14 protein-coding genes are annotated in these 17,699 nt (G+C 75.0%); 6 read left to right on the top strand and 8 right to left on the bottom strand.

All coding sequences use genetic code 11. The annotated features are described in order from the left end of the window. Nucleotide 1: 1 nt before the first annotated feature. Nucleotides 2-1,537, bottom strand: a complete 1,536-nt coding sequence (locus R4Z62_RS24755) for a gamma-aminobutyraldehyde dehydrogenase (RefSeq protein ID WP_491520907.1) — start codon at nucleotides 1,535-1,537, stop codon at nucleotides 2-4. 207 nt (nucleotides 1,538-1,744) lie between these two features. On the opposite strand from R4Z62_RS24755, the gene ybiA reads away from it, so the two are divergent. Next, on the top strand, nucleotides 1,745-2,311 hold the full coding sequence (ybiA, locus tag R4Z62_RS24750) for a riboflavin biosynthesis intermediates N-glycosidase (protein ID WP_491521922.1): 567 nt from the start codon (nucleotides 1,745-1,747) through the stop codon (nucleotides 2,309-2,311). A 124-nt stretch (nucleotides 2,312-2,435) separates the two neighbouring features. Here the strand turns inward: ybiA and R4Z62_RS24745 are convergent, their stop codons facing one another. Together R4Z62_RS24745 and R4Z62_RS24740 are read right to left on the bottom strand one after the other, a co-directional pair. Then, nucleotides 2,436-2,945, bottom strand: coding sequence for a DUF4190 domain-containing protein (locus R4Z62_RS24745; protein ID WP_064535516.1), 510 nt, complete (start codon nucleotides 2,943-2,945; stop codon nucleotides 2,436-2,438). 156 nt (nucleotides 2,946-3,101) lie between these two features. Next, nucleotides 3,102-3,845, bottom strand: a complete 744-nt coding sequence (locus R4Z62_RS24740) for a DUF4190 domain-containing protein (protein WP_064535515.1) — start codon at nucleotides 3,843-3,845, stop codon at nucleotides 3,102-3,104. A gap of 385 nt (nucleotides 3,846-4,230) precedes the next feature. Between R4Z62_RS24740 and R4Z62_RS24735 the strand changes: the two genes are divergently transcribed. After that, nucleotides 4,231-5,280 (top strand): adenosine deaminase, encoded by a 1,050-nt coding sequence (locus R4Z62_RS24735; RefSeq protein ID WP_382849179.1) that lies wholly within the window; start codon nucleotides 4,231-4,233, stop codon nucleotides 5,278-5,280. 17 nt (nucleotides 5,281-5,297) lie between these two features. Next, nucleotides 5,298-5,981, top strand: a complete 684-nt coding sequence (locus tag R4Z62_RS24730; protein ID WP_064535513.1) for a glycerophosphodiester phosphodiesterase — start codon at nucleotides 5,298-5,300, stop codon at nucleotides 5,979-5,981. A gap of 24 nt (nucleotides 5,982-6,005) precedes the next feature. Here R4Z62_RS24730 and R4Z62_RS24725 read toward each other — a convergent pair whose 3' ends face one another. From R4Z62_RS24725 to R4Z62_RS24710, 4 genes are all read right to left on the bottom strand, one after another. Next, on the bottom strand, nucleotides 6,006-7,055 hold the full coding sequence (locus R4Z62_RS24725) for a cytochrome P450 (RefSeq protein WP_382849182.1): 1,050 nt from the start codon (nucleotides 7,053-7,055) through the stop codon (nucleotides 6,006-6,008). 197 nt (nucleotides 7,056-7,252) lie between these two features. Further along, nucleotides 7,253-7,363: a tryptorubin family RiPP precursor gene (locus R4Z62_RS24720; protein WP_216826779.1), complete on the bottom strand. Its 111-nt coding sequence runs from the start codon at nucleotides 7,361-7,363 to the stop codon at nucleotides 7,253-7,255. A gap of 133 nt (nucleotides 7,364-7,496) precedes the next feature. Beyond that, the gene (locus R4Z62_RS24715; protein WP_491520906.1) at nucleotides 7,497-8,018 is read right to left on the bottom strand and encodes a hypothetical protein; all 522 of its coding nucleotides are present in this window, start codon (nucleotides 8,016-8,018) and stop codon (nucleotides 7,497-7,499) included. A gap of 112 nt (nucleotides 8,019-8,130) precedes the next feature. Continuing rightward, nucleotides 8,131-11,730, bottom strand: coding sequence for an AAA family ATPase (locus R4Z62_RS24710; protein WP_491521921.1), 3,600 nt, complete (start codon nucleotides 11,728-11,730; stop codon nucleotides 8,131-8,133). Nucleotides 11,731-12,008: 278 nt separating this feature from the next. Here R4Z62_RS24710 and R4Z62_RS24705 point away from each other — a divergent pair, with 278 nt between their 5' ends. The 3 genes from R4Z62_RS24705 to R4Z62_RS24695 all read left to right on the top strand — a co-directional run bounded on the left by R4Z62_RS24705 (nucleotide 12,009) and on the right by R4Z62_RS24695 (nucleotide 15,732). Further along, entirely contained in the window at nucleotides 12,009-12,677 is a 669-nt protein-coding gene (locus R4Z62_RS24705) for a response regulator transcription factor (protein ID WP_018568014.1), read from the top strand. 221 nt (nucleotides 12,678-12,898) lie between these two features. Further along, nucleotides 12,899-13,582, top strand: coding sequence for a Pvc16 family protein (locus R4Z62_RS24700; protein WP_064535510.1), 684 nt, complete (start codon nucleotides 12,899-12,901; stop codon nucleotides 13,580-13,582). Then, nucleotides 13,579-15,732: an ATP-binding protein gene (locus R4Z62_RS24695; protein WP_491520905.1), complete on the top strand. Its 2,154-nt coding sequence runs from the start codon at nucleotides 13,579-13,581 to the stop codon at nucleotides 15,730-15,732. The genes R4Z62_RS24700 and R4Z62_RS24695 overlap by 4 nt, the downstream gene beginning before the upstream one ends. A gap of 67 nt (nucleotides 15,733-15,799) precedes the next feature. On the opposite strand, the gene R4Z62_RS24690 is transcribed toward R4Z62_RS24695, so the two are convergent. Beyond that, on the bottom strand, nucleotides 15,800-17,230 hold the full coding sequence (locus R4Z62_RS24690) for an RICIN domain-containing protein (protein ID WP_491520904.1): 1,431 nt from the start codon (nucleotides 17,228-17,230) through the stop codon (nucleotides 15,800-15,802). Between the last annotated feature and the right edge of the window lie 469 nt (nucleotides 17,231-17,699).

The raw sequence follows: 17,699 nt of genomic DNA, 5'->3' as shown, positions 1-17,699 counted from the left end.
GCTATCGGTCCCCGAACACGGTGCGGTGCCAGTCCTTGCGCGCCACCGCGGTGTTGTCGAACATGACGTGCTTGAGCTGGGTGTACTCCTCGAAGGAGTAGGCGGACATGTCCTTGCCGAAGCCGGAGGACTTGTAGCCGCCGTGCGGCATCTCGCTGATGATCGGGATGTGGTCGTTGACCCACACGCAGCCCGCCTTGATCTCGCGGGTGGCGCGGTTGGCGCGGTAGACGTCCCGGCTCCAGGCGGAGGCCGCCAGGCCGTACGGGGTGTCGTTGGCCAGCGCGATGCCCTCGTCGTCGGTGTCGAAGGGCAGTACGGCCAGGACCGGGCCGAAGATCTCCGACTGGACGATCTCGCTGTCCTGCGGGGCGTCCGCGATCAGCGTGGGCCGGTAGTAGGCGCCGTCCTTCAGCTCGCCCTGCGGTGCCTCGCCGCCGGTGACCACGCGCGCGTAGGCACGCGCCCGGTCGACGAAACCGGCGACCCGGTCGCGCTGGGCGTGCGAGATCAGCGGGCCCAGGTCGGTCCCGGCGGCGAACGGGTCGCCGAGCCGCACGGTCTCCATGAGGGCGGCCGTGCGCGCCACGAACTCCTCGTAGTGGGCGCGCTGCACGTACGCGCGCGTGGCGGCCGTGCAGTCCTGGCCGGTGTTGATGAGCGCACCGGCGACGGCGCCGTTGACCGCGGCGTCCAGGTCGGCGTCGTCGAAGACGACGAAGGGGGCCTTGCCGCCCAGTTCGAGGTGGAGGCGCTTGACGGTGGCGGTGGCGATCTCGGCGACCCGCCTGCCGACGCCCGTGGAGCCGGTGAAGGAGGTCATGACCACGTCGGGGTGGCCGACCAGGTGCTCGCCGGCCTCCTTGCCGGTGCCGGTGACGATGTTGATGACACCGTCCGGGATGCCCGCGTCGGTGGCGGCCCGCGCGAACATCAGCGAGGTCAGCGGGGTCAGCTCGGCGGGCTTCAGGACGATGGTGTTGCCCGCGGCGACCGCCGGGAGGATCTTCCAGGCGGCCATCTGGAGGGGGTAGTTCCAGGGCGCGATGGAGCCGACGACACCGATGGGCTCGCGGCGCACGTAGGAGGTGTGGTCGCCGGAGTACTCGCCCGCCGACCGGCCCTCCAGGTGCCGGGCGGCGCCCGCGAAGAACGCGGTGTTGTCGATGGTGCCCGGCACGTCGAACTCGCGGGTCAGCTTCAGCGGCTTGCCGCACTGGAGGGACTCGGCGCGGGCGAAGTCCTCGGCGCGCTCGGCGAGCACGGCCGCGAAGCGGTGCAGCGCGTCCGCACGCTCGCCGGGTGCGGCGCCCGCCCAGCGGGGGAAGGCGTCGCGGGCCGCGGCGACCGCGGCGTCGACGTCCTCGGTCCCGGCCAGTGCGTAGGTGAGGACCGCGCCGCCGGTGGCCGGATCCAGCACGGTGTGGGTGCGGCCGGACGTGCCGTGCGCCGGCCGTCCGGCGATGTACTGGGCGCCGTCGGCGAAACGGTCCTGAGCAGGGAATCTGTCCTGCGTGGCGGGGTCCGGGTGGTGCATGTCGCTCTCCTCCGCCGGCGCCGCTGTTCAGCGGCGGACGGCGTAGCTCCGGCTCGATTTGAGTGCCGATCCTGACAGAGCACCGGGTCGCCAACAAGTGATTCCGTAGTTGCCTTTTGGTTACGCGACGGAATCTGTCGACCAGGTGTCGAGTCGGCACGGAAAAGGCGGGACGGAGTGTCAGTGGTGCGTGCCACACTCGCGTGCATGGTGGAGATCGGTTCGCGGGAAGCCCTGGTCAGCGCGGTCCGGACGGGGGCGGGAATCAACTACCTGCACTTCTGGGGACACGGTCCGCGTCCGGACGGCCGTGTCGGTGCGAGCTGCCTCAGCCAGTGGTGGCCGTCGCCGTTCACCGTGGACGGCGTGGCCTACGCGAGCGCCGAGCACTGGATGATGGCGGGCAAGGCGCGGCTCTTCGGTGACGCGGAGGGCGAGCGGCGGGTGCTGGCCGCCGGGCATCCCTCGCAGGCGAAGAAGGCCGGGCGGCTGGTGCGCGGCTTCGACGACGCGATATGGGCGCGGGAGCGCTTCGGGATCGTGGTGGAGGGCAGCGTCCACAAGTTCGCCGCCCATCCCGCGCTGCGGGACTTCCTGCTCGCGACGGGCGACCGGGTGCTGGTGGAGGCGTCCCCGGTGGACCGGGTGTGGGGCATCGGTCTCGCCGCGGGCGACGAGGCGGCGTCCGACCCTGAGCGCTGGCGCGGGCCGAACCTGCTGGGCTTCGCGCTGATGGAGGCGCGGGAGAGGCTGCGGGCGGGGGCCGGCGCCTAGCGCTTCTCGTTCGGATCATGCCGGGCGCGCGCGCAGCGGGCGCCCGGCAGGGCGCGGGCGGGGGCCGGGGCGGGGCGGGGCCGGCCGGTCGTGGCGGCCAGCCCGCGCCGTGCGGCGGATGCCGTCAGAAGGTGCTGGCGCTGCCCATGATGCTGGCGAAGATCAGCAGGCCCAGCAGCGGCAGGACCACCGTGGCGATGATGCCGCAGACCAGGCCGCCCGTGGCGGCGCCCTTGTTGGTGGCCTCCCCGCGGTTGGCCTTGCCCCGCCCGATGGCGCCGAAGATGATCCCGAGGATGCCCAGGATGATCCCGAAGAACCACAGGAAGAACGTCAGGCTGCACACCACGCCGATGATGCCCAGGACCAGACCCGTGGTGCCCATGCCGTTGCTCGGCTGCATGGGCATGCCGTAACCGGGGGCCTGCGGATAGGCCTGCGGGTAGCCCACCGGCGGCGCGGCCGGGTAGCCCGGGGCCGACTGCGGGTAGCCGTAGTTCGGGTTCGACTGCGGGTAGCCGTAGCCCGGCGCGGGCTGCTGCGGGGGCTGGGGCGGCACCACCGGCTGCTGCGGGGGCTGCGGGGGCTGCTGCGGCGGCCCGAAACCATCTGGTGCGGGCTGGGTGTTGGACATGGCTGGATTCCCCTCCGTTGACAGTCAAGGCATCGTAATGCCCTTGATCCACGCGGTGGGCGGGGTCGGCGAAGACCGTCCCGCGCCGGTGCCGGACCCGTCCGGGCGTTCCGACGCGGCCCGGGACCGGGCCGCGTCGTGGCCGGGGATCAGCGGTCAGCGGTCGGCGAGGACCGTAGCGGCCGGCCGGAGGGCGCCGTCGTAGTAGTACGGGTCCGAGTCGTCGGAGTCGTGGACGGCGACCGAGATGCCGATGATCAGCAGGACGATCACCGCGACGCCGAGGACGATGCCGATGACGCCGGTGACGAACCCGGCCTGGGCCTGCCCGCGGTTGTCCGCCTCGCCCCGGTCGGCCCGGCGGCGGCCCTTGACGCCGAAGACCACGGCGAGGATGCCGAGCACCAGCGAGACCACGCCGTAGAGGCAGAACAGGCAGCAGGACAGGATGCCCAGCACCAGGGCCGCGACCCCCATGCCGTTCTGCGGGGCCGGGTGCACACCGGGCCAGCCGTAGCCCGGGTAGCCGGGGTAGGCGGGCTGGGCCGGGTAGCCGGGGTAGCCGCCGGGACCGGCGGCGGGCGCGGGACCGGTGGGCGCGACGGGCGGCGGCGGCACGGGGAAGTCACCGGCGGGCGCGGGCGGCATGTCCGCCGGGCCGCCGTGGCCGGGCGGCGGGAAGGCGGGCGGAACGGCGTCCGCCGGAGCGGGCGGCGTGGGTGGCGGGAAGGCGGGCGGCGGTATCGCCGCCACGGTGGCCTGGTCGTGCACGGGCGGCGCGGGCGCCGGGGGCTGCTCGGCCGCGGGCGGGCGCTTCTCCAGGGAAGGGCCGCTCTCGGGCGGCGCCCACGGGTTGTCGCCGGATCCGGCGTCGCCGCCCGCCCGTCTCGCGTCCGTCATGCTGTCGAGTCCCCCTCGGTCGATCGTCCCGCCATGCTACGGCCTGCCACCGACAGCCGGTCCGGCGGATCATGGCCGCCCCCGCGCGGCACGCACCACACGGCTCCGCAGGTCGGCCCCGCGCCGCGCCCCGGACCTCACACCCCACGCCGCACGCCCCGAGCCCGGCCCCCGGCACGGCCCGCACGGACCACGGCGCGGACCGCCTCCCCCACCGCCTGCCCCACCGCCCCCTCCGCCGGAACCGCGGAACCGCCCCCCGCCCGGGACCGCGGGGCACGCCGTCCGCGCGTCCGCCTACGATGGCCGTGCTCATCGATCAGCCGATCACCCGCACCGCGCCCCGCACCGGAGGCCGCCGGTGCCGTTCCCGGGGAGGGACACCTTGACCGACCAGCGCGCACCCCGCGATCCGCACGCGTTCATCGCCGGACTGCCCAAGGCCGAACTGCATGTGCACCACGTCGGCTCCGCCTCCCCGCGGATCGTCTCGGAACTGGCCGCCCGCCACCCCGACTCCGAGGTGCCCACCGACCCCGAGGCGCTGGCCGACTACTTCACGTTCACGGACTTCGCCCACTTCATCCAGGTCTATCTGTCGGTCGTCGACCTGATCCGCACCCCGGAGGACGTCCGGCTGCTCACCTACGAGGTGGCCCGGGACATGGCCCGCCAGCAGGTGCGGTACGCGGAGCTGACCATCACGCCGTACTCGTCCACCCGTCGGGGCATCGACGAGCGCGCCTTCATGGACGCGATCGAGGACGCCCGCAAGGCGGCCGAGGCCGACTTCGGGACCGTGCTGCGCTGGTGCTTCGACATTCCCGGCGAGGCCGGCCTGGTCTCCGCCGACGAGACGCTGCGCCTGGCCACCGACGACCGGCTGCGGCCCGAGGGGCTGGTGTCGTTCGGTCTCGGCGGGCCGGAGATCGGGGTGCCGCGGCCGCAGTTCAAGCCGTACTTCGACCGGGCCGTCGCCGCCGGGCTGCACTCCGTGCCGCACGCCGGGGAGACCACCGGGCCCGGGACGGTGTGGGACGCGCTGACCGAGCTGCGGGCCGAGCGGATCGGCCACGGCACCAGCGCGGCCCAGGACCCGAAGCTGCTCGCGCATCTGGCCGAGCACCGGATCCCGCTGGAGGTGTGCCCGACCTCCAACATCGCCACCCGGGCGGTGCGCACCCTGGACGAGCACCCGATCAAGGAGTTCGTGCGGGCCGGTGTCCTGGTCACGGTCAACTCCGACGACCCGCCGATGTTCGGCACCGACCTCAACTCCGAGTACGCGGTGGCGGCCCGGCTCCTCGGCCTGGACGAGCGCGGCATCGCGGAGCTGGCCAAGAACGCGGTGCGCGCCTCCTTCCTGGACGAGGCGGGCAAGGCGCGGATCGCCGAGGAGATCGACGCCTACACCGCGCGGTGGCTCGCGCCCTGACCGGGGACAATGGGCCCATGCAGACCGTGACCGCCGTGGCGCACCGCGGCGACCCCTACCGCTTCCGTGAGAACACCCTCGACTCGCTCCGCTCCGCGCTCGCCCGGGGCGCGGACGCGGTCGAGATCGACGTACGGCTGACCCGGGACGGCGTACCCGTGCTGCTGCACGACGAGACGCTCGGACGGCTGTGGGGGCACGACCGCCCGCTGCGGTCGCTGACCGCGGACGAGGTGCGCGACCTGACCGGCGGCGGAGTGCCGCCGCTCGCCGACGCGCTCGCGGCGACGGAGGGCGGCCGGGTGATGATCGACCTGCCGGGCGGCCCGAGCGCGCGGGCGGTGGCGCGGATCGTCGGCGCGGTCCGCGACTGCGGGGCCGAGGACCGGGTGTACTACTGCGCGGGCGCCGAGGCGATGCTCGCGGTGCGCGCGGCCGACCCGTCCGCCGAGATCGCCCTGACCTGGACGTCGCTCGCCCCGCCGCGGGCCGGGGTGCTGGAGGCGGTGCGGCCCAGGTGGCTGAACTACCGCTTCGGTCTGGTGGACCGCGAGCTGGTGGAGCGGGTGCACCGGGACGGCCGCCTGGTGTCCGTGTGGACCCCCGACACCCGCCGCAGCCAGCGCAGACTGCTCGGTGTCGGCGTCGACTCGATCACGACCAACCGCGTCGACCTGCTGTGCGGGCCGCGCGGCCGGTGAGGGGCGCGGCCCGGCCGCGGCGGGTCAGGACGGCTTGACCAGGCGTACGTCCGCCACGCCCAGCAGCCCCAGCAGCGGTACGTGGCCGGTGTGCTGGGCGGGGTCGACGACCAGGCCGGCGCCGCGCACGAGGTCCAGGAGGAGTTCGGCGAGGGGCATGACCATGTGCCGGCCCCAGCAGCGTTCGGAGGAGTGGCCGAAGGGCAGGTAGCCCGGCGTGCTGTCCGGGTCGAGGGTGTCCCAGCGCTCCGGGCGGAAGGCGTCGGGCTCGTCCCACAGGGCGGGGTCGCGGTGCGAGAGCAGCGGCAGCAGCAGGACGTCGTCGCCCGCGCCGATCCGGTCGTCCAGGGCGGGGTACTCCGGTGAGGCGTTGCGCAGGATGTTCCACGAGGGCGGCAGCAGGCGCAGGGACTCGTGGATGATGTTGCGGTTGGACATGCCCTCGGCGAAGGGGAAGCCGAGCCAGAGGGCGTTGGCCACCAGCGTGGAGATGGTGAAGCAGACCGGGGCGGCGGCCCTGCGGTACATGCCCATCGCGTACCGGCGTTCCTGGTAGCCGGCGGCGCCCGCGGCCCGCTCCCCCAGCGCCGTGAGCCGGCCGGTGCCGGGGCGGGGCCAGCCGGGGAGCGCGGCGCCGAGCGCGATGACGGACCAGGTGAGCTTGGTGGTCAGTTCGAGGTTGCGGCTCATCAGCACGCGCAGCCGGTACGGGTCCTGGCCGAGGATCAGGTCGCGCAGGAAGAGGTGACCGGTCAGGGGCCAGGGGCCGGACAGGTCGACGTGCTCGGGCAGCGGCCGCTTCAGGGCCTCGCGCACGTCGCTGCCGATGGTGCGGGTCACCGAGGACGCCTCGGTGCGGGAGATCGACCGGCCGTGCAGCGGCTTGAACGTGGGGCGTTCGGTCTCCGTGGCGCGCCGGGCCGCGAGGATCCGGTCCGCGACCTCGGGTCCGGCGACGCCGACCGTGTCGGGTTCGAGCCGGAAGACGTCCTGGCCCAGGTGGTCGTCGAGGAGGGCGGCCAGCCGGGGGGCGAAGACGGTGGTGCGGGTGCGCGGCACGGACGACAGGGGCATGGGGGTTCTCCGGCGGGAGGGGCGCGGCGGCGGTGCGGACGGAGCAGAAGTGAAGGGGCAGACGAAGGGACCGGCAGGGGCGGGGGCGGGGGTCGCCCCCGCCGGGCGGTGGGGCAGCGCGGTCCGGGCGCGCGGGCACAGGCCGCGCGCGGGACAACGATGTCCCGGTGCCGTCCGGCGGGGACGGGCGGGGCCGGTCAGTACCAGATGTACCAGGCGCTCGCCTTGAGGCTCTTGCGGGCCGAGACCTTGTTGCGGACGGCGAAGAGCAGCTTCATGGCTGACTCCTTCCTGTTGGGGGCTGGCACGTGGTGCTCCGTGGCCGGGATCCGGAGAGCCCGTGAAGATCACGTGCGATGGCTTGGAGAGCATTGCCCAGGATCAGTTACGGATAATCACTCCTGTGGCCACAGGTTCTTCCGCCGCCCTGTCGAGGGGCCGTCAAACAGCCGGAAGCACCGCCGGGTTCGCGCTCAGCGACTCCAGGCGCCGGATGCGCCGGCGCACGTCGTACAGCGGGAGGATCCCGAACACGCCGAAGGACATGTCGATCACCGACCACCACAGCGGGATGCCGCGCAGCGGCCCGCAGACCAGTGCCAGCGGGACGATGCCCACGCACGCGATCATCCCGAACTCCACCACCCAGACGTTGCGCACCGGATCGCGGTAGGGGCCGTAGAAGGCGACCGCGATGACCAGGTGCGCGAAGGCCAGCCAGTCCGTGCCGTACAGCAGGAACGGGTAGTCGGCGTCGGCGGCGTCGAGACCGCGCCGCACCCGCTCGGTCCAGTCCATGAGGGCGGGCAGGTGCTCGGGCACGGACAGCGCGCGCAACAGGCTCTCCAGCCCGTGCAGTTCGTGGACGAGCGGGAAGGCCGTGGCCCCGCTGAGGACCAGGCAGACGACGAAGAGAACCAGCCGGACGCGGATGCCCTTGAGCAGGGCGGCTCTGTCGCTCATGGCAGGAGCGTACGCCGCTGTTGAACGTGTTCAAAAGGAGGGTCGCGCAGAGCCCGGACCCAGGCCGTGGGACGTACCTCCCCGGGCCGCGGCGCGGGACCGCGGCCCGGGGTCACTCCCCCGCCATCGCCTCCCGCAGTTCGCCGCGCCGCCTGATGCCCAGCTTCTTGTAGGTGCTGGTCAGATGGGTCTCCACGGTGCGCCGGGCCAGATGCAGCAGGGCCGCGATCTCCGTGTTCGTCCGTCCGTCGGCGGCCAGTTGGGCGATGCGGCGCTCGCTGCCGGTGAGCGAACCGGAGCCGGTGCGGGCCCCGGCGGTGCGCCGGGCGCCGCCCGCGCGCAGCGCCTGCTCGGTGAGCGTCCACAGCCGGGGCGCGCCCAGGCGTTCGGCGCGTTCGGCGGCCTCGCGCAGACAGGCGCGGGCGCGGACGAGTTCCCCGGCGGCGGTCAGCTGCCGCCCCTGGGCGAGGAGCGCGGAGACCAGTTCCGGCGCGGCGCCGGGCGGCGCCTGCCGCAGCAGATGTACGGCCTCCTCGGCCAGCTCCAGGCCCCGGCGTCCGCCGGTGACCGCGCCCAGCACGCGCAGCGACCGGCCGACCGTGCGCGGGGTGCCCCAGATGCGGGCCAGCCGCAGCTCCTCCTCGGCCAGTTCGAGCGCCTCCAGCGGACTGCCGAGGGCCAGCCTGCACTCGGCGGCGGCCGAGCGCCACGGGGTGACGACGGGACTGATCACCTCGCGGGCCGACTGGCGGCGGCCGCACTCCAGGAAGTCGTGCAGCGCCCCGGCGCTGTCCCCGGCGGCGGCGCGCTGCACGCCCCGGGCGTACAGGAACCGGTTCAGCTCCCAGGAGCCGGGTACGGTCCGCAGGTCGAAGCCGTCCGCCAGGCGGCGTGCCTCGGCCGTGCGGCCCTGCTCGACCAGGGCGAGCAGGATGTGCGCGTGGATGTTGCCGGGCCCGGTGACGTGCACGCCGGGCGGCTCGGCCGGGAGCCGCCCGTGGGTGCCGCGCGCCGCCGCGATGTCGGCGCGGGTGTTGAGCAGCGCCTCGTGCATGGGGTGCAGCAGTCCGGGCCGCTGCCCGGCCAGGCCGCGGTCCACCAGCCGGTCCGCCTCGTCGAGTTCGTCGGCCCACTGGGCGACCGCGGCGGTCGTGCCCAGCAGGAACGGCTCGGTCAGCGGATCGGCGGGCTCGGCGAGCAGTTCGCGCACCCGCCGCATGGCGTCGGCGGCCGAGGTGCGCCCGGCGGTGGCCGCGTGCCGCACGAACAGCGCCCGTACGACGGTGCCGACCGGCTCGGACGAGCGCTCGGCGGTGTCCCGCAGCAGCCGGTACACCTCGCGGCGGACCGTCTGGTCCCGGTCGGACAGCAGCGCGGAGGCGCTGTGCAGGGCGGCCACCAGCTCCGGCCGGTCCGGGAGTTGGCCGACCGCCGTGCAGAGCACCTCCACGGCGGCCCGGGGACGGCCGCTCCCGGCGAGCGCGGTGCCCAGGGCCACGGCGGCGCGCACCCGGTCCTGCGGGCCGCCCGGCAGACCGAACGCCTCGGTGAGCCGGGGGATCCCGGCGGCGGGCTCGTGCGCGGCGCACTCCAGGGAGCCCAGCTCGGTCAGCAGCCGCTGCCGCCGCGCGCCGGGCAGGGGCTCGTCCAGGGCCCGGCGCAGGAACGCCATGGCGTCCTGCGGCCGGCCCTCGCGCAGCGCCAGCGACGCCGCGTCCTGGAGCACCCCCGCCGTCCAGGAGGCGCCGACCGGCCCGGACAGGAGCAGATGCCGGGCCACCGTCTCGGCGGACGCGCCGCGGTGCAGCATGGCCTGGGCCGCCGCCAGGTGGGTGGCCCGCCGCCGTGACTCGGGCACGCCGGTGAGCACCGCGTCCCGCAGCAGGGGATGCGCGTAGCGGGGCCGCCCGCCGGGGCCGGTGCGCAGCAGGCCGAGGCCGGTCATGGCGGTGAGCCAGCCCGTCACCCGGACCGGGTCGGCGCCCGCCAGCTCGGCGAGCAGCGCGGCCGGGCCGTCGGCGGCCCGCGGTCCGGGCACGGCGGCGGGCCGGACACCGGACGCGGCGGCCCCCGGGCCCGGCCGGTCCGCGCCGCCCGCCGCCCCCGGGCGGCTCCGGCCGTCGTCGAGGACGGCGAGGGTCCGCGCCACCTCGGCGGTGCCGGGCCCGGCGCTGTCCAGCCACCACGAGACGGCCGCCTGGTAGGCGCCCGGGTAGAGCGCCGCCGCCGTCTCGGGCACCCACGGGTGCCGCGCCGGGTCGCCGAGGTCGTCCAGGAGGGCGCGCAGCAGCAGCGGGCTGCCCGCGCCCGCCCGTACGCAGCTGTCCACCCAGGTCCGGGTGGCCGCCGGGAACCGGGCACGCACCAGCGCACCCGCCGCCCCGGGCGTGAGCGGGGCGAGGGTGTGGGTGCGGGTCAGCGCGGGCGAGAGGGTGTGGGTGAAGCCCGGCCCGGGGGTGCCGACGTCGTACTGGCTGCGTTCGGTGACGGCCAGCAGGACCGGCAGGGCTAACCGGTCCAGGTGCCGGGCGGTCTCCACCAGCCAGCGGTGGGAGTGGCCGTCCGCGAGGTGGACGTCGTCCACGGCGATCAGCACCGGCGACCGGGCGGCGTACGCGTGCAGGGCGCGGCGCAGCAGTTCGGCCGGCTCGCGCTCGTCCCCGGACGCGCCGGGGCCGCCGGGCGTCCCCGGTCCGCCGGGACCGCCGAGTCCCGGTACGGGGCCGAGGAGTTGGAGCGCGGTGGCGTACGGGACGGTGCTGTCACCGGGGGCGCAGCGGGCGCGCAGCACCCGCATGCCGTGCGCGGCGGCGTCCCGGGCGGCGGCCTCCAGGACCGTGGTGCGGCCGGTGCCGGTGGCGCCGCGCAGCAGCACCAGGCCGCCCGCGCCGGACCGGGCCCGCTCGGCGCCGTTGGCCAGCAGCGCGGCGGCCTCCCGGTGCTCCGGCGGCAGTTCGCACCCCGGCCGGACGGGCTGATCGGCGAAGAGGCGCCCCGAGGGGCGTACGGACGGGCCGTCGGCGGGCCGGTCGGCCGGGTGCCCGGAGGGCGCCGCGCACGGGTGTTCCCCGCCCCGGTCCCCCGTCCGGGCGGCAGGGCGGCCGGGCGGCTGCTCGGACCCGCGGCCGGGGGAGAACTGGTCGGGCACCCGCGCGGAGAGCAGGGCGAACAGGTGCTCCGTCGACTGCGCCGCCGCCCGGTCGGCGGCCCGTCCCGGCACATGACCGGGGGCCGGATCGGACGCGGGCCCGGGAGCACGGCCGGACGCCCGGCCCGAGGCGGGGCCCGAGGCGGGGCCCGACAGGTCGTCAGCCGCCCGGTACCGCGCGCCGTCGCCGGACGTCTGCTCGGGTACGCGGTCGAAGGCGTCGAAGGGACGGCCGGACGGCTGCGCCGGGGACCGGCCGGGCAGCTCCGTCGGGCGGTGGCCGGGCAGCTCCGTGAGGGGTTGGCCGGGCAACTCGGCCGGGGGACGGCCGGGCAGGTTCTCCAGGGTCTTTTCGGGCAGGTGCGCGGGGGGCTGTTCGGGCAGCCGGGCGGACGGGAGGTCAGCCACCCTCGCGGCCGTCCGGTCGGCCGGAGTCCCGCCGCCACCGGTCGCGGGGTCCGCCGGAAGACCGGCGGGGCGGTCGCGCTCCACGAGGCGATCGGTCGGGCGTGCGCGCAGCCGGCCGCACGGACGGTCCCGCCCCGGTCCCGGCACCCCTGCCATCCCTGTCATTCCTGCCTCCTCGCTCGGACATGACGACCTCCGCACACGAGGACGGTCCCCAGGGGCCCTCGGTGACGTGACAAGTCCCACCAAGGCCGACCGGCGGGCCGACGGAACCGGACGGACGGTCACCCTCGTGGTGTACACAAGGCTGTTCTCGTGGTCCGGCTCGTGGTGCTCCACGATTGCGCGGGGCACTCCCCCGGCAGGAGTGTGAACAGCACACGCCCGCCACCGCCCCCACAGAGGTGACGGGCCCGTGCACATAGGGGAAACCGTTGCTCAGCTCATCGCGGACCACGCGCCCCGGCTCGGCCGGTACCGCAGACCGCATCCCGGTCGCCGTGCACGCCACCGACCCGATCCTGCGCGAGGGGGTGCTGAGCCAGCTGCGCCGGTTCCCCGAGGTCGAGTTGCGGGACGAGGCCGGTTCGGGTCCCGGCACGGTGGCCCTGCTCGTGGACGACATGCTCGACGAGGCCGCGCTGACCCGGCTGCGCCGGGTGGTGCGCAGCGAGGGCGCGCGGGCGGTGCTCGTCGTCAGCACGCTGCGCGAGGCCGAACTGCTCGATGTGATCGAGTGCGGAGTGGGCGCCATCGTGTGGCGCCACGAGGCCGGAGCGCACCGACTGGTGCAGGCCGTGCTGGCGGCGGCCCGCGGCGAGGGCGACCTGCCCGCCGATCTGCTCGGCCGGCTCATCGACCAGGTGGGCACCTTGCACCGCAACGCGGCCGGCCGGCCGGGCGCGCCCGGCTCCGGGCTCACACCGCGCGAGGTCGACGTACTGCGCCTGGTCGCCGAGGGGCTCGACACCGGGGAGATCGCCGGCAAGTTGTCCTACTCCGAACGGACCGTCAAGAACGTCATCCACGGGCTGACCACCCGGTTGCATCTGCGCAATCGCGCGCATGCCGTGGCCCATGCCCTGCGGGAAGGCTACATCTGACCGAACAGGCATCCGGGACCGGCCCCCGGGGCAGTCCGCTCTGCCCCGGCCCCGGCCCCGGCACGCCTGCGCCGCGCCCCGCGATGCACGGCAGGATCGGACCCCGGCCGCCGCCGGACCGGGCCGGACCCGGACGGGCCGGAGAACAGGCCCCGGGCGGGACCCGGTGGCGAGGACGCGCGACCGAGCACGAGCGAGCACGGCAGGGCAGGAGCACGACGGTGATCCACGAGGTGGACGAGGTCCTCAAATCCCTGCTCGGAGGCGGCGCGCTGGCCGGTTCCGGCATCGACGTGGTGCTCGACGCGCCCACCCGGGACTGGGCCGCCCGGCGCAACGCGCCCACCATCAACGCGTATCTGTACGACATCCGGGAGGACGTGAACCGCCGTCAGCGCGGCCACGTCCCCGTGTACGACGACCGGGACGTGGTCGTCAAACGGCGTCAGCCGCCGCGCTGGTTCCGGCTGTCGTACCTGGTGACGGCGTGGACCCGGCAGCCGCAGGACGAACACCGGCTGCTGTCGGCGGCGCTGGCCACGCTGATCCCGCGCGAGATGCTCACGCCCGACGAACTCCCCGGCGCGCTGGGCGCCCTCGGCATGTCGGTCCCCGTGTCGGTGGCCGGCACCCAGACCGAGTCCCGCTCGCTGGCCGAGATCTGGTCCGCGCTCGGCGGTGAACTCAAGCCGTCCCTGGACGTGGTGATCACCGCGCCGTTCCCCGCGTACCCCGAGTACGACGCCGGGCCGCCGGTCACCGAGGGCGCCGCCGTCCGCGTCCGCACCCTGGACGACACCCCGACCGGGCCCGAGGAACGCGCCCACCGGCCGCGGCAGGTCGCCGCCGTCCGTGACGCGCGCCGGGCCGCCCGGCGCGCCCGCGGGACGGGCGGCGCGGTATGACCGTGACGGACCCGGCGAACGCGCTCACGGCCGTGGCCCCCGCCGACGCGCTCCTCACCCGGCTGGCAGCGCTGCGCGACCGGGTCGCCCTGCTGGTGGGCCGGCGCTCCGCCGACGACCCCACGGCCGACGACCCGCTGCGCGGCCTGTACCTGTCGCAGGACGCGGTACGGCACCTGCTGCACCCGGCTCCACCGGCGCCGGAGCCCGTGGACGCCCACGGCGACGCCTCCGCCTCGGCGGTCACGGACGGCGTCCCGGACAGCCCCAACAGGCCGAACAGCCCCGGTGTTCTCGGCGGCTGGGACGGCCCCGGGGACCGGGGCGACCGGCTGGCCCGGCTGGCCGCGCGGCTCGGGCTGGGTGAACTGGACACCGCCCTGCTCCTCGTCGCCCTCGCCCCCGACCTGGACCGCTCCTTCGAACCGCTCTACGGCTACCTCAACGACGACGTGAGCCGCCGCCGCGCCACCGTCGCCCTCGCCCTCGACCTGTGCGGTGTCCCCGTCCACTCGGCGTCCGCGCGGGCCCGGCTGCACTCCGGGGCCCCGCTGTCCGCGCTCGGACTGCTCACCGTGGAGGAGCCGGAACGCCCCTTCCTCAGCCGGTCGTTGCGCGTCCCGGACCGGCTGGTGGCCCATCTCCTGGGCGACGACACCCCGGACGCCGCGCTCGCCGGCCATCTGCGCGCGCTGCCCCCGGCGGCACCGGACGCCACCGACAAGGACGACCGGGACGACCGGGACGACAAGGCCGAAGAGGGCGGCGAGGGCACGGAGTTCACCGGCTTCGCCCGGCGGCTGGCCGCCCGCCTGAGCGCCGGTGCGCCGCCCACCGTGTATCTGCGCGAGGGCCGCGAGGGCGAGGCGCTCACCTGCGTCGCCACCGCCCTGCGTACGGCGGGCCTGGCCGCCCTGCACTTCGCCGGGCCCGAGGACCTGGTGCCCGCCCTGCTGCGCGAGGCCCGGCTGAGCGGCTCCGCCGTCGTGATCTCCGCGCTGCCCGAGCACCCCGCCCATTTGGTACGGGAGCTGACCTCGGCCGCCGACGTCCCCGTACTGATCACCGGCGCCCAGCCGTACGACCCGCACTGGTCGGAGCACGGCGCCGCCGACCCGCTCGTCCTGGACGTGCCCGGACACCGGGCCGGGGCGGTGCGCGCCTGGGCGGCGGCGCTGGGCGAGGAGCCCGGCTTCGACCTGGCCGCGACCGTGGCGCCGTACCACCTGGCGGACGACCGGATCGCCCGTGCGGCCCGCGCGGCGAAGGCCCTCGCCGTCTTCGACGGGACGCCGCTGACCGCCGCCCATCTGCGGGTCGCCGCGCGCCGCCAGTCGGCGTCCGGTCTGGAGCGGCACGCGCGCCGGATCCGGCCCGCCGTCGACTGGACCGACCTGGTGCTGCCCGAGCGCCCGCTGACCCAGCTGCACGAACTGGCCCTGCGCGCCCGGCACCGCGACCGGGTCCTCGGAGACTGGCGGCTCAGCGCGGGCGGGGGGCGCGGGCGGGGCGTGCTCGGTCTGTTCGCGGGCGAGTCCGGCACCGGCAAGACGCTCTCGGCGGAGGTCGTCGCCGCCGAACTGGGCCTGGACCTCTATGTCGTCCAGCTGTCCTCGGTGGTCGACAAGTACGTCGGCGAGACGGAGAAGAACCTGGAGCGGATCTTCGCCGAGGCCGACCGCACCGACGCGGTACTGCTCTTCGACGAGGCCGACGCGGTGTTCGGCAAGCGGTCCGAGGTGAAGGACTCGCACGACCGGTACGCCAACATGGAGAGCGCCTATCTGCTCCAGCGCCTCGAATCCTTCGACGGCATCGCCCTGCTCACCACGAACCTGCGCGCCAACATCGACGAGGCGTTCACGCGCCGCCTGGACCTGGTCGTCGACTTCCCGTTCCCCGACCCGCGCCAGCGTCTGGCCCTGTGGCGGCACAGCCTGTCCCACGTGCCGTGCGCCGAGGGCGTGGAACTCGACCGGGTGGCGGGCGACTTCGAGCTGGCGGGCGGTTCGATCCGCAGCGCGGTGGTGACCGCCGCCTATCTCGCCGCCGGCCGGGACGGCCTGGTCACCTCGGCCGACGTTCTGGAGGGCGCCCGCCGCGAGTACCGCAAGGCGGGCCGGCTGCTGCCGGACGAGGGCTCCTGGTAGCTACGCACGGGGAAGGGGGGTGGACCCGCGGGTCCACCCCCCTTCCCCGTATCTGGCTGCCTCTTCGTCACTCGCCGTCCGGCTTCTGCGGCTTGATCAGCCACAGGTGGTCGTCGGTCAGGGAGCAGCGGAAGATCGAGAGCGGGGTGTCGTCGCCGCCGTCACCGCTGCCGAACACGTCGAGGCACATGTTGTCGCTGGCGAAGTTGCGGATCCAGTAGGCCCCGTTGTCCTGCTTGTCCAGCCAGAACAGCTGGTTGTCGGACGTGGTGCCGTCGCAGGTGTACTCCATCATCGGGGACCGCTCCTCGGCGGCCCCGTATCCGGTCAGGTCCATGCAGAACCTGTCCTTGACGTTGCGGATCTGGTAGAGGGGCACGCCGCCGGGACCGCCCTTGGGGTACCGCACCTCGAAGTCCCACAGCTGGTTGTCGTTCGAGGTCCCGTCGCAGCTGTACTCACGCACCGGGCCGGCCGACTCGCCCTTGTCGTAGCCCGGGATGTCCGCGCACTTCTTCGTCGTGGTGTTGTACAGCAGGACGTTCTTGAGAACCGGTCCCTTCGGCTTCTTCTTCTGCGGCGCGCCGCCGCCACCGCCGCTGTCGCCGCTCTTGGCGCCACCGGTCTCCTGGGGCTGGGTCGGCTGCTGCGGCACCGTGGGCTGCGCGGGCGGCGGCGCGGGCGACAGGGCCGGGGCCGCCGTCGGGCTGGGCGCCAGGGTGGTGCCCGCCTCGGCAACCTTCTCCGTGGCCCCGCTGCGCACCGCCGGCTTGTAGGCGATCCAGAGCATCACGAAGGTGACGCTCAGCGCGAGCAGCACCCCGAAGAAGGTGGCGAGCCAGCGGGGCAGGAAGCCGCGCTGGAGGTAGATGCCCTCCACGGGCACCGGCGTCGCCCCGGACCGCTGCACGGCCAGGGTGTAGGGCCGCCGCTCCTTGGGACCGAACCAGATGATCTTCCGCGGCTTGAGGGTGGCCTTGACGAACGCGGCCCGGCCCGGCTCGATCTGCACATTGCTGGGGTGCAGGTCGTAGGAGAGCTGATCGCCGGTGTCGCTGCCGCTGACGGAGGCGGTGACCTTGGTGTTGCCGAGGTTGTCGACGGCGAGGCGGGGGCGGCCGCGGAAGCGGCCCTTGACGGTGGCCGGGACCAGTTCGGCCCGCACCTCCGTGAAGGGCGTGATGGTCAGATTGCCCTCGGGGACGGTGACGGCCTCGGGGTGCTCGGTGGGCGTGATGCGCACCGCGTACGGGTTGGGTCCCGCGGTGGCGTCGGGGGTGCGGGGCGGCGAGAAGGTCAGCTCCACCGTGCCGGTCGTGCCCGGGTAGAGCCGGAGCGTCTGCGGCTCCACGACCGTCCAGGGCGAGAGATCGCCGACGGGCTCGAAGCGGTACTCGTCGACGACGTCACCGGTGTTGCGCAACCGCAGCCGCACGCGTGTGCTGCCACCCGGGTCGACGGTCGCGGAGGCGGGTTCCAGAGAGGTCCAAAGGCTCATCTGTCAGGTCACTGCTCCGGGATCTCGGTGGCGTGGTACTCGACGAGGGCGCCGTCGGCGGACGACACGGCTGCCGCCGGTCTGCGGGAAGGCTCGGTGGGTTCCGGATCCGGGCCGGAGCCCGTGTCCGTGTCCGTGTCCGTGTCCGTGTCCGGGAGAGGCTGGCCCGGCGGTCCGCCGCGCCGTCGCGTCCCGCCGTACGTCTCGCGTCCGTACGGCGACCGCCGTACTCGCACGTCTCGCACGTCACGCACGCGCACCGCGCGCTCCCCTCCGCCGTCGGCGGACACCAGCGTCGCCCGCGCGCGCGGGAGGCCGGAAGGGACATGGGGGCAGTCGCGCGGGCAGCGGGCCGGGCCGTGCGGGCACGCGGGGAAGCCGGGCTGCCCGTCGGGGCAACCGGGGTGCCCGCGAAGAGGTACCCCAGGACGTTTCGGCCGCCGCGCCTCGCGCGTGAGGCTGGATCCCG

Source organism: Streptomyces sp. PL-25, from assembly GCF_058344915.1.
This window is presented reverse-complemented; position numbering and strand designations above follow the sequence as displayed.

Bases quoted from the DNA above. Each gene is read 5' to 3' on its own strand.
- R4Z62_RS24755 (WP_491520907.1), bottom strand. From the start codon at position 1,537: ATGCACCACCCGGACCCCGCCACGCAGGACAGATTCCCTGCTCAGGAC.
- ybiA (WP_491521922.1), top strand. From the start codon at position 1,745: ATGGTGGAGATCGGTTCGCGGGAAGCCCTGGTCAGCGCGGTCCGGACG.
- R4Z62_RS24745 (WP_064535516.1), bottom strand. From the start codon at position 2,945: ATGTCCAACACCCAGCCCGCACCAGATGGTTTCGGGCCGCCGCAGCAG.
- R4Z62_RS24740 (WP_064535515.1), bottom strand. From the start codon at position 3,845: ATGACGGACGCGAGACGGGCGGGCGGCGACGCCGGATCCGGCGACAAC.
- R4Z62_RS24730 (WP_064535513.1), top strand. From the start codon at position 5,298: ATGCAGACCGTGACCGCCGTGGCGCACCGCGGCGACCCCTACCGCTTC.
- R4Z62_RS24725 (WP_382849182.1), bottom strand. From the start codon at position 7,055: ATGCCCCTGTCGTCCGTGCCGCGCACCCGCACCACCGTCTTCGCCCCC.
- R4Z62_RS24715 (WP_491520906.1), bottom strand. From the start codon at position 8,018: ATGAGCGACAGAGCCGCCCTGCTCAAGGGCATCCGCGTCCGGCTGGTT.
- R4Z62_RS24710 (WP_491521921.1), bottom strand. From the start codon at position 11,730: ATGGCAGGGGTGCCGGGACCGGGGCGGGACCGTCCGTGCGGCCGGCTG.
- R4Z62_RS24695 (WP_491520905.1), top strand. From the start codon at position 13,579: ATGACCGTGACGGACCCGGCGAACGCGCTCACGGCCGTGGCCCCCGCC.
- R4Z62_RS24690 (WP_491520904.1), bottom strand. From the start codon at position 17,230: ATGAGCCTTTGGACCTCTCTGGAACCCGCCTCCGCGACCGTCGACCCG.